The 10237-nt window shown below is 54.4% G+C and carries 9 protein-coding genes; 8 read left to right on the forward strand and 1 reads right to left on the reverse strand.

The features are described from left to right. A partial coding sequence (locus Q0499_RS10380) for a patatin-like phospholipase family protein (RefSeq protein ID WP_299199028.1) occupies positions 1 to 1005 on the forward strand: 1005 nt, incomplete at its 5' end. A 56-nt stretch (positions 1006 to 1061) separates the two neighbouring features. Here the strand turns inward: Q0499_RS10380 and queG are convergent. Beyond that, a complete protein-coding gene (queG, locus tag Q0499_RS10385) occupies positions 1062 to 2186 on the reverse strand; it encodes a tRNA epoxyqueuosine(34) reductase QueG (protein ID WP_299199030.1) in 1125 nt (374 codons plus the stop codon). A gap of 67 nt (positions 2187 to 2253) precedes the next feature. On the opposite strand from queG, the gene Q0499_RS10390 reads away from it, so the two are divergent. The 7 genes from Q0499_RS10390 to hflX all read left to right on the forward strand — a co-directional run bounded on the left by Q0499_RS10390 (position 2254) and on the right by hflX (position 10216). Then, positions 2254 to 3756 (forward strand): NAD(P)H-hydrate dehydratase, encoded by a 1503-nt coding sequence (locus Q0499_RS10390; protein ID WP_299199032.1) that lies wholly within the window; start codon positions 2254 to 2256, stop codon positions 3754 to 3756. 11 nt (positions 3757 to 3767) lie between these two features. Continuing rightward, positions 3768 to 4238 carry a tRNA (adenosine(37)-N6)-threonylcarbamoyltransferase complex ATPase subunit type 1 TsaE gene (gene tsaE / locus Q0499_RS10395; RefSeq protein WP_299199035.1) on the forward strand — a complete coding sequence of 157 codons (471 nt, stop codon included), beginning with the start codon at positions 3768 to 3770 and terminating at the stop codon, positions 4236 to 4238. An 86-nt stretch (positions 4239 to 4324) separates the two neighbouring features. After that, positions 4325 to 5677 (forward strand): N-acetylmuramoyl-L-alanine amidase, encoded by a 1353-nt coding sequence (locus Q0499_RS10400; protein ID WP_299199037.1) that lies wholly within the window; start codon positions 4325 to 4327, stop codon positions 5675 to 5677. Between the two features lie 22 nt (positions 5678 to 5699). Next, positions 5700 to 7589 (forward strand): DNA mismatch repair endonuclease MutL, encoded by a 1890-nt coding sequence (gene mutL, locus Q0499_RS10405; protein WP_299199039.1) that lies wholly within the window; start codon positions 5700 to 5702, stop codon positions 7587 to 7589. A 37-nt stretch (positions 7590 to 7626) separates the two neighbouring features. After that, positions 7627 to 8532 (forward strand): tRNA (adenosine(37)-N6)-dimethylallyltransferase MiaA, encoded by a 906-nt coding sequence (miaA, locus tag Q0499_RS10410; RefSeq protein ID WP_299199044.1) that lies wholly within the window; start codon positions 7627 to 7629, stop codon positions 8530 to 8532. Positions 8533 to 8651: 119 nt separating this feature from the next. Continuing rightward, complete coding sequence (gene hfq / locus Q0499_RS10415; RefSeq protein ID WP_091361235.1) at positions 8652 to 8888, forward strand: RNA chaperone Hfq; 237 nt, start codon at positions 8652 to 8654, stop codon at positions 8886 to 8888. An 8-nt stretch (positions 8889 to 8896) separates the two neighbouring features. Further along, positions 8897 to 10216 carry a ribosome rescue GTPase HflX gene (hflX, locus tag Q0499_RS10420; protein ID WP_299199042.1) on the forward strand — a complete coding sequence of 440 codons (1320 nt, stop codon included), beginning with the start codon at positions 8897 to 8899 and terminating at the stop codon, positions 10214 to 10216. Positions 10217 to 10237: the final 21 nt, after the last annotated feature.

The raw sequence follows: 10237 nt of genomic DNA on the forward strand, positions 1-10237 counted from the left end.
CAGGAGGTGTTTATGAAGCCAGTTTCTATCAATCTTGCATTGCAGGGCGGTGGTGCTCACGGGGCGTTTACCTGGGGGGTGCTGGACCGCTTGCTGGAGGAGTCCTGGATCGGTTTTGATGGCGTCAGCGGTACCAGTGCCGGAGCGATGAACGCCGTTATGCTTGCCGAGGGCTGGCGTCTGGGCGGCCGCGAAGGCGCCCGCAAACAGTTGGAAGCGTTCTGGCTGGCGGTCGCCTCCAGTGATTACTCCATCCGCTTGCCTGAGCAGCTTGAAGGGGCTGTGACCCGCTTCTGGTTGCATGCGATGCGCTACCTTTCACCCTACGATGTCAATCTGCTGGATATAAACCCCCTGGAGGATCTGCTGCAAAAGCAGGTGTGCTTTGAAAAGTTAAGGCAGGATTCGCCATTTAAGTTGTTTATCGCGGCGACCGAAGTGGCCAGCGGCAAGCTAAAACTGTTCAACGAGCGGGAACTGGATCTGCCCCGTCTGCTGGCGTCTGCCTGTCTGCCGAATATCCATAAAGCGATTGAAATTGATGGTGCGTATTATTGGGATGGAGGCTTTTCCGGCAATCCGGCCGTATTTCCGCTGATCTATGAGTGTGTTGCAGATGATGTACTGATCATTTTATTGCAGCCCTTGCAACAGGAAAATCTGCCTGTGTCTGCCGAGGATATTGCCGGGCGGGTTACGGAGCTAGGGTTTCAGAGCACTTTTATGCGCGAGATGCGGGCGGTGAGCAATATTCGTAAATACAGCTCAGGGTCGCGTTGGCGGCAGGGGTGGGCAGAGCGCAGGGTCAATGGGATGCGCTGCCATATTATGGAGAGTGATCCGCTGCTTGATGGACTTAGTCGGTCGAGTAAATATGATAACAGTAAGCAGTTTCTCACCAGTTTGAAGGAGTCCGGGCGTGAAGCCTGTGATCACTGGTTACACGCGCATCAGGGTAACCTGGGCAAACGGGAGAGTTGCGATCTTCAAGGGCTTTTTAGTTAACCTTTTATTAACTAAGCGCCATCTGCTAAACGTTTCCCCGGTTTAGCAGGTAAGCTTCAGTCCGGTAGCTTGTCTGCCCGTGGGTGGTGCAGAATCGGTGTGCTGTTGCTGGTTGCTTCGCTTTGCAGCTGTGCCAGCGCCCAGAGGGCGTGCTCTCTCACCAGCGAATCATCGCCGTCGACCATCGTTTGCAGCGCACTGAATACCGCTTCACCTCCACCGCTGTTGCCCAGCGCAACGGCAATATTTCGTTGCCAGCCACGGTAGCCGGTGCGCCGGATCGCTGAACCCTCGGTATGTTTAAGAAAGGTTGCTTCATCCCAGCGCTGCAGCTCCAGTAGTGAAATTGTGTCCAGGCTGTGCCGTGGGGTGAAATCATCCTCATCGCTGTGTTTGGCAAAACGGTTCCAGGGGCAGATTAGCTGGCAATCGTCACAGCCAAAGATACGGTTGCCGATCAGCGGACGAAACACTTCCGGAATCGAGCCTTTCAGTTCGATAGTCAGATAGGAGATACAGCGGCGGGCGTCCAGCTGATAGGGGGCCACGATCGCCTGGGTCGGGCAGATGTCGATACAGGCCTGGCACTGACCGCAGTGCTCTTCGGTATATGGGGCATCGACGGGAAGTGGCAGATCAACGAACAGCTCCCCCAGCAGAAACCATGACCCGGCCTCCCGGTTTAAAATCAGGGTATGCTTCCCCTGCCAGCCCAGCCCGCTATTGCGCGCCAGTGGTCGTTCCAGAACCGGAGCGCTGTCAACAAAGGCACGATAACCGAACGCCCCGATAAGCGTTTCCATCTCCTTGCCCAGTTGGGTGAGTTTTTTGCGCATCACCTTGTGATAATCACGGCCCAGGGTGTAGCGAGAGATATAAGCCTGGTCGGGGTTTTTCAGCACCCGAACTGTTTGTGTGTCCGGTGGCAGGCAGTTCATCCGTACGCAGATAATGCGCTGAGTGCCTTCGGTTAGCAGGGCGGGGTTGATGCGCTTATCAAAATGATTTTCCAGATAGCCCATCTCGCCCTGATAGCCATTATCCAGCCAGGCTTGCAACGGCTGCGCTTCTGCGCTGAGGTCGGTGTCGGTGATGCCGCATTGCTGAAAACCGAGGCCTAAAGCGATCAATTTGATCTGATCTGCCAGACTTTGGAGTGTTTCGGGGTCGTATTGGGTCATCTGCACTATATAATTAAGGTTACACGTAGATAATAAACGTTAGAGATAGCTTTTCAGAGAATGCCTTATGCCACATTCCGACTTGCCCGCATCATTATACACAGCGGAACAGGCCCGCGCTCTTGATCGCACTGCGATAAATTCGGGTGTGCCTGGTTTTAAACTGATGCAACGCGCCGGCCATGCAGCATTTGACCGGCTGCAGCAACGCTGGCCCGAGGTGCGCAAACTGACGTTGCTCTGTGGTGGCGGCAACAACGGCGGCGATGGTTTTGTTGTGGCGGTGCTGGCGCAACGTCAGGGGCTGCAGGTGCAGTTACTCTGTGTCGGCGATGATGATTTTGCCGAACGACTATCCAGTGAGGCGCTGCAAGCCTGGGAGTGGTTGCAGCATGAGTCCGTTGACTGGCAGCTCTATCGGGAGCAAGCCTTTACCGGAGAGTTAATTGTCGATGGAATGTTGGGGACCGGTATTACCGGTGAGGTGCGTGAACCTTACTTTCATGCGATCAGACAGGTCAACCGATCCGGTCTGCCGGTGGTTGCCCTGGATATTCCCTCGGGGTTGTGCAGTGACACCGGTGCGGTGCTGGGGATTGCAGTCCGGGCCGATATGACGGTTACCTTTATCGGTGTGAAACGTGGATTACTGACCCATCAGGGCCCCGAGTTTACCGGAGAACTGCTGTTCGATGGCCTGCGGGTGAGTGATGATGTCTATGAAACGGTCGATGTTGCCGGGTTTATCACTGGCGCGGATGATGTCAGTCATCTGCTGCCTCCCCGCGATAAAACGGCCCATAAGGGCAGTTGCGGTCATGTTCTGGTGATCGGTGGTGACACGGGCATGGGCGGTGCGGCGATTATGGCGGCGCAGGCGGCTGGCCGTTGTGGTGCCGGGCTGGTGACGGTGGTCACCCGGACTGAACATCTGTCCGCACTGTTAACCCGCTATCCGGAAGCGATGGCGGTGGGGGTTCGGTCTGGCCATGAGTTGGACCCCTATATCGAACGGGCCGATGTGCTGGTGGTGGGGCCGGGTCTGGGGAAAAATGCCTGGGGTGAGCAGATGCTGGTGCGGGCGCTGAGTTCAGACAAGCCGTTGGTTCTGGATGCTGATGCGTTGAATCTGTTGGCGATGCGTCGGGAGTTTGGCCATCGTAATGGCGACAACTGGGTGATTACGCCGCATCCGGGCGAGGCTGCCCGGCTGCTGGGTTGCAGTGTGGCGGAGTTGCAGGCAGACCGGTTTGCTGCGGTGGTTGAGCTGCAATCTGCGTTTGGTGGCGTTGCGCTGCTGAAAGGGCCGGGCAGTCTGAGTTTTGATGGTGATGCCCTGCATCTTAATCCTACCGGAAATCCGGGAATGGCCAGTGGCGGCATGGGTGATGTGCTGAGCGGCGTGATCGGTGCACTGATCGCCCAGGGGCTGTCGGCTGCTGATGCGACCCGGTTGGGCGCCTGGCTACATGGGGCTGCCGCCGACCGCAGTGCGCAACTATATGGTGCCCGAGGTATGCAAGCGACTGATCTATTGGCACAATTGCGCTTATTGGTGAATGGTTTGTGAGGACGGACAGCGTGCCAGAGGAATCTGATTACAGTGTTTTCGTTGCCGATGAGGCAGCGATGGTGATGTTGGGGCAACAGATCGCCCGCGCGACAAGCGGCGGCGAGGTGATTTTTCTTAACGGTGATCTGGGAATGGGCAAAACCACCCTGAGCCGGGGTGTATTGCAGGGTTTTGGTCATCAAGGTTCGGTTAAGAGTCCCACCTATACACTGGTTGAGCCCTATGAGTTGGGGGACTTAACGGTATACCATTTTGATCTGTACCGGCTGGGAGATCCTGAAGAACTCGAATATCTGGGGATCCGGGACTATTTTACCGAGCAGAGCCTCTGTCTCATTGAGTGGCCTGAACGGGGTGAGGGTGTGCTGCCGCTGGCTGATCTGCTGTTAACGATAACGGTGGAGCAGAGAGGTCGGCGGATAAACTTGCAGGCACAGACTGAAAAAGGCCGGCAACTGGCCGATAAGCTTAAAGGTTGACGCTGTTGGTATGAAACTTGGTCGCAGTGTATGTTGTAAGGGTTGAGGTTTTAGGGCGCAGGTTGTAACGCACGATGAGAAACAGAATGGTACGACGAACAGGGCTGATAATGCTGCTGCTGAGCTACTGGCTTGGCGCGGTTAGCAGTTATGCTGCTGAAGTTCACAACGTACGGGTGTGGATCGCTCCGGATCACGCCCGGCTGGTATTTGATCTCTCTGCGGCTGTGCAGCATAAACTCTTTACTCTGAAAAAGCCTGATCGCATCGTCTTAGATGTGACTGATGCCAGGCTCTTGTCTGATCTGCAAACTGTTGATCTGTCCAACAGCCCGCTGTCGTTGATGCGTTCCGGTACTCGCAATGGCGGCAAAGATCTGCGTATCGTTCTGGACCTTAAAGAACATGTAAAACCTAAAAGCTTTGTCCTTAAGCCCAATGATCAGTACGGCAACCGGCTGGTGGTCGATCTGTATCGGGATGTGGCGCCTGAAGCGCCACAGAAAACGGCGGTTGCCTCAGCGGATGATCCGGCGACTCTGCGGGATATCGTTATTGCCATTGATGCCGGGCATGGTGGCGAGGATCCGGGCGCGATCGGTCCGGGGCGGGTGAAAGAGAAAACCGTGGTGCTGGCGATTGCTCAGGAACTCCATGAACTGCTGAAAAAAGAACGCGGTTTTCAGCCAAAGCTGACCCGGGATGGTGATTACTACATCAGTCTGCGCAGCCGTACTGAGCGGGCCCGCAAAATGAATGCGGATATGTTTGTCTCAATTCATGCGGATGGCTTTAAAGATCATCGGGCCAGAGGTGCGTCGGTATGGGTATTGTCCCCCCGCGGTGCCACTAGTGAGATGGGCCGCTGGCTGGCGCAAAAAGAGAACAGCGCGGACCTGATTGGTGGTGTCGGTGGTGTTAGCCTGGAAGATAAAGATGATGTGCTGGCAAAAGTGCTGTTGGACATGTCGATGACTGCCAGCCTTAGTGATAGCCGGGATATAGCCCGGAGCATTCATACCAATATGAGCAAATTTGCCCGAATGCATAAGACACGGGTTGAGCAGGCGGGCTTTGTGGTGCTGAAATCGCCGGATATTCCCTCAATACTGGTTGAGACCGGTTTTATTACCAACCATGATGAAGCCGCTAAACTAAAATCAAAAGCCTATCAGCAGAAAATGGCTCAGGCTATTTTTGCCGGTATCAAAGCGCATTTTTCGGGTAAGCCCCCGGCACTCACCTGGCTCGCCTGGCAGAAAGAGGGGCGGGGTGCTCTCAAGGCAGCGCCCTCCAGCTATAAGGTGGTGCGCGGGGATAGCCTCTCTGTTATTGCCAACCGGAACGGTGTATCGTTGTCGGCTTTACGCAAGGCGAACGGTCTGGGCAACGCTGACAACATTTTGGTGGGTCAGGTGCTGAAGATCCCCGCCAGTTAATCAATTATTTGTAATCTGTGATATGTCCCGAATACATCTGCTGACCCCCCGGCTGGCGAACCAGATCGCCGCCGGTGAAGTTGTTGAACGCCCCGCTTCTGTTGTTAAAGAGATCCTGGAAAACAGCCTTGATGCCGGTGCTAACCGTATCGAGCTGGATATCGAGCAGGGCGGCGTCAAACTGATCCGCCTGCGGGATGATGGTCAGGGGATCGAAAAAGATGACCTGGCGCTGGCGCTGAGTCGTCATGCCACCAGTAAAATCTACAACCTGGATGATTTGGAAGCTGTGCAAAGCCTTGGTTTTCGCGGCGAAGCGCTGGCTTCGATCAGTTCGGTTTCCCGCCTGACACTGACCTCGCGTACCGCTGATCAGGATGCTGGCTGGCAGGTGCAGACAGAGGGCCGGGATATGACGGCTGAAGTCTCTCCAGCGGCCCACCCTCAGGGCTCGACCGTTGAAGTACGCGATCTGTTTTTTAATACCCCCGCCCGTCGAAAATTTCTGAAAACTGAAAAAACTGAGTTTAAACATCTTGAAGAGGTGGTTAAGCGGCTGGCACTGAGCCGGTTTGATGTCGGTTTTACCCTGCGGCACAACCAGAAAGTGATCCATCAGCTGCGTCCGGCTAGCAGTCAGACGGAACAGGAGCGGCGCATATCGACCCTGCTGTCGCCGGCATTTATTGAAAATTCGATGAAAGTGGATGTCTGTGCAGAGGCTTCAGGGTTAAGGCTGTGGGGTTGGGTGGCGCTGCCGACGTTCTCGCGCAGCCAGGCAGATCTGCAGTATTTCTTTGTCAACGGCCGGATTATCCGCGATAAAGTAGTTGCCCATGCTTTGCGTCAGGCCTATCAGGATGTGCTTTACCATGGGCGTCATCCCGCTTATGTGCTCTATATGGAGCTGGACCCTAAGCTGGTGGATGTGAATGTGCACCCAACAAAGCATGAGGTGCGTTTTCGCGAGACCCGGCTGGTACATGATTTTATCTTCCGCACCACTCATCGGGTGATTGCTGATATACGTCCGGAGCAGGGCAGTGAGCCGGCTATTTCCGGTGCTGCAGCCAGTAACCTGCTGAGTGCTGCGCCGGGACAACCCCTGACACAGCAGGGTTTTGAACAGAGTCGCATGCCCCTGCATCAGTTGCAGCGTGATGCGGACAACGCTGCCGGGTTTGCCGCGCGCAGTCACTATCAGGCTGATCGCCCGGCTGCGGGTCAGGTTCGTGATCAGATCTCCGCTTACGGTGCACTGCACCCTCAACGGGACTCTGCTTCGGGACTGCAGTCAGTGTCGATGCCAGAAGCCGATGATACAGAATGCCCGCCACTGGGATATGCGATTGCTCAGCTGCACGGAGTCTTTGTACTGGCGCAAAATGATGCCGGCCTGGTGGTGGTGGATATGCATGCTGCCCACGAACGGGTGGTATATGAACGTATGAAACTGGCCTATGAAGCGGAAGGTGTGCGCAGTCAGCCGCTGCTGGTGCCGGTGAGCATGGCCGTCAGCTCAATGGAAGCGGACTGCGCTGAAGAGCAGGCAGAGGTATTTTCCAAGCTGGGTTTTGAAATCGCCCGGATGGGGGAGGAGACCCTGGTAATACGGCAGGTTCCGGTGGCGCTGGCCAGTGCTGATATCAGTAAGCTGATACTCGATGTACTGGGAGATATGACACTGTTTGGCAGCAGTCAGAAAATTCAGAATCATACGAATGAGTTGTTGGCGACCATGGCATGTCACGGTTCGGTGAGAGCCAATCGACAGCTGACTATTCCGGAGATGAATGCGCTATTGCGGGATATGGAACGTACTGAACGCAGTGGCCAGTGTAACCATGGTCGCCCGACCTGGACGCAGATGTCGATGCATGACCTCGACAGCCTGTTTATGCGGGGGCAGTAGGTTGAGTGACCCGATATTACCTCCCGCTATTTTCCTGATGGGGCCAACCGCCTCGGGTAAAACCGATTTGGCGATGGCGCTGTGTGACCGGTTGCCCTGTGACATCATCAGTGTCGACTCAGCGATGATTTACCGGGATATGAATATCGGTACTGCTACGCCGGATGCGGCGTTTCTGGCCCGCTATCCGCATCGCCTGGTGGATATTCTGGATCCGGCAGACAGTTACTCTGCGGCGGATTTCAGAGCCGATGCGCTGCGTGAGATGGCTGAGATCACTGCAGCAGGTAGAATTCCGCTGCTGGTGGGCGGGACGATGCTCTATTATCAGGCGCTGTTGCAAGGCCTTGCTACGCTGCCGCCGGCGGATCAGACTATTCGCGACCGCCTGGTGCAGGAAGCGGAACAGCACGGCTGGGAGTCTCTGCATCAACGTTTGCAGCAGGTTGATCCTCGGGCGGCACAACGAATTCATCCCAATGATCCGCAACGGATGCAGCGCGCGCTGGAAGTTCACGAACTGACCGGGCGTTCGATGACCGAGTTATGGCAGGAGCAGGAAGCGCAACGACTGCCCTATAATGTCACTCAGATCTGCGTCATGCCTGCCGAGCGAAAAACCCTGCATGAACGGATTGAGAAACGTTTTCATATAATGTTGGAACAAGGCTTTGAGGCTGAGGTCAGAGCATTATGGCAACGGGGTGATCTGAATCTGCAGATGCCCTCGGTTCGCTGCGTAGGATATCGACAGATGTGGGAGTATTTCGATGGACTGTGGGATTACCCGACCATGATCGAAAAAGGGGTCATTGCCACGCGACAACTGGCTAAACGACAGGTCACCTGGCTGCGTAGTTGGGATAATCTGCACCATTTTGAATCTGCAGACCCTAATTTAACCAATAATGCCTTGAAATTGTTCGATGGGATCATTATATAATGCAGTACTGAAAAATTATTTTTGGGCTGTCCGGCTTTTTTGCGACAGCGTTATGTATCGTGGGATAAAATTATACTCCTAATAACGGTGCACCACTTACTCATGGGAAGGAGCTTCCAATGTCAAAAGGGCAATCATTACAAGACCCTTATCTGAACGTACTGCGCAAAGAGCGCGTACCTGTTTCGATTTTTCTTGTAAACGGTATCAAACTTCAAGGGCAGATCGAGTCATTTGACCAGTTTGTCATCCTGCTGAAAAACACTGTCAGCCAGATGGTTTACAAGCATGCTATTTCCACTGTGGTTCCAGCCCGTCCGGTAAAATTACCGCAGGGTGATGAATCGACTGACTGAGGTATTCATTGTTCTTTGAGCGCCCTGAGTCTGGCGAATGCGCCATTCTTGTTCATATCGATATGGCAGATGAGGTGGACCGTGAAAGTCCGAAAGAGCTCGAAGAGCTCGCCTTGTCTGCTGGTGCAGATCCGGTAGCCTTTCTTACCGGATCTCGCAGTCTCCCTAATCCCAAAACGTTTATCGGCTCTGGTAAGGTAGAAGAGCTGAAGGATCTCGTGCACCTGCACGGTGCTGAACTGGTGATTTTTAATCACAGCCTAAGCCCCGGTCAGGAGCGCAATCTTGAACGTGAAATCGAGTGTCGTGTGCTTGATCGCACCGGCCTGATTCTGGATATTTTTGCTCAGCGTGCGCGCACCCATGAAGGTAAGCTTCAGGTTGAGCTGGCGCAGCTGGAGCATATGTCGACCCGCCTGATTCGTGGCTGGACCCACCTGGAACGACAGAAGGGTGGTATCGGTCTGCGCGGGCCGGGTGAAACGCAGCTTGAAACTGACCGTCGTCTGTTGCGGGCGAGAATCAAAAGTATTCTTAAACGGCTGGAAAAGGTCCGTAAACAGCGGGAGCAGGGGCGTCGTGCCCGCAGCCGCTCTGCGGTACCAACAGTCTCTCTGGTAGGTTATACCAACGCGGGTAAATCCACCCTGTTTAATCGTATCACTGACGCGGAGGTGTATGCCGCAGATCAGCTGTTTGCGACCCTTGATCCAACCCTGCGCCGTATTGATCTGGCCGATGTCGGGCCTGCTATTCTGGCCGATACCGTCGGCTTTATCCGTCACCTTCCTCACAAGCTTGTCGAAGCATTCCGTGCTACTCTGCAGGAAACAACGGAAGCTGAACTGTTGCTTCATGTTATCGATGCGTACGATGAAGACCGTCAGTCGCATATGGATGAGGTGCATTCGGTGCTGAAAGAGATCGGCGCTGACGAGGTGCTTTCCCTTGAAGTGTATAACAAGATCGATATGCTCGAACGGGCTGAAGCCCGCATAGACCGTAATGATGAGGGCAAACCTGTGCGGGTGTGGGTATCTGCCGTCTCCGGTGCAGGTGTTGATCTGTTATTTCAAGCGATTACAGAGTTGCTGGCAGACGATATTTTTCATCAGCAGCTTAGTCTGAGGCCGGATGAGGGTAGTTTACGCGCCCAGTTCTATGCCCAGGGGGCTGTGTTGAGTGAAGTGGTAGATGAGCAGGGAGCTATCGATCTTGAAGTCCGCATGCAGAAAAAAGATCTGCTGCAGCTATTAAGTCGTATGAACATAGCACCGGAACGATACCTTGGCGTTAATGTGAATAAACCCGAGTGGTTGCATAGTTAAACTATGCTAATTACAATTTTT

Origin of the sequence: uncultured Amphritea sp., from assembly GCF_937127095.1 — a bacterium.
GTDB lineage: Bacteria > Pseudomonadota > Gammaproteobacteria > Pseudomonadales > Balneatricaceae > Amphritea.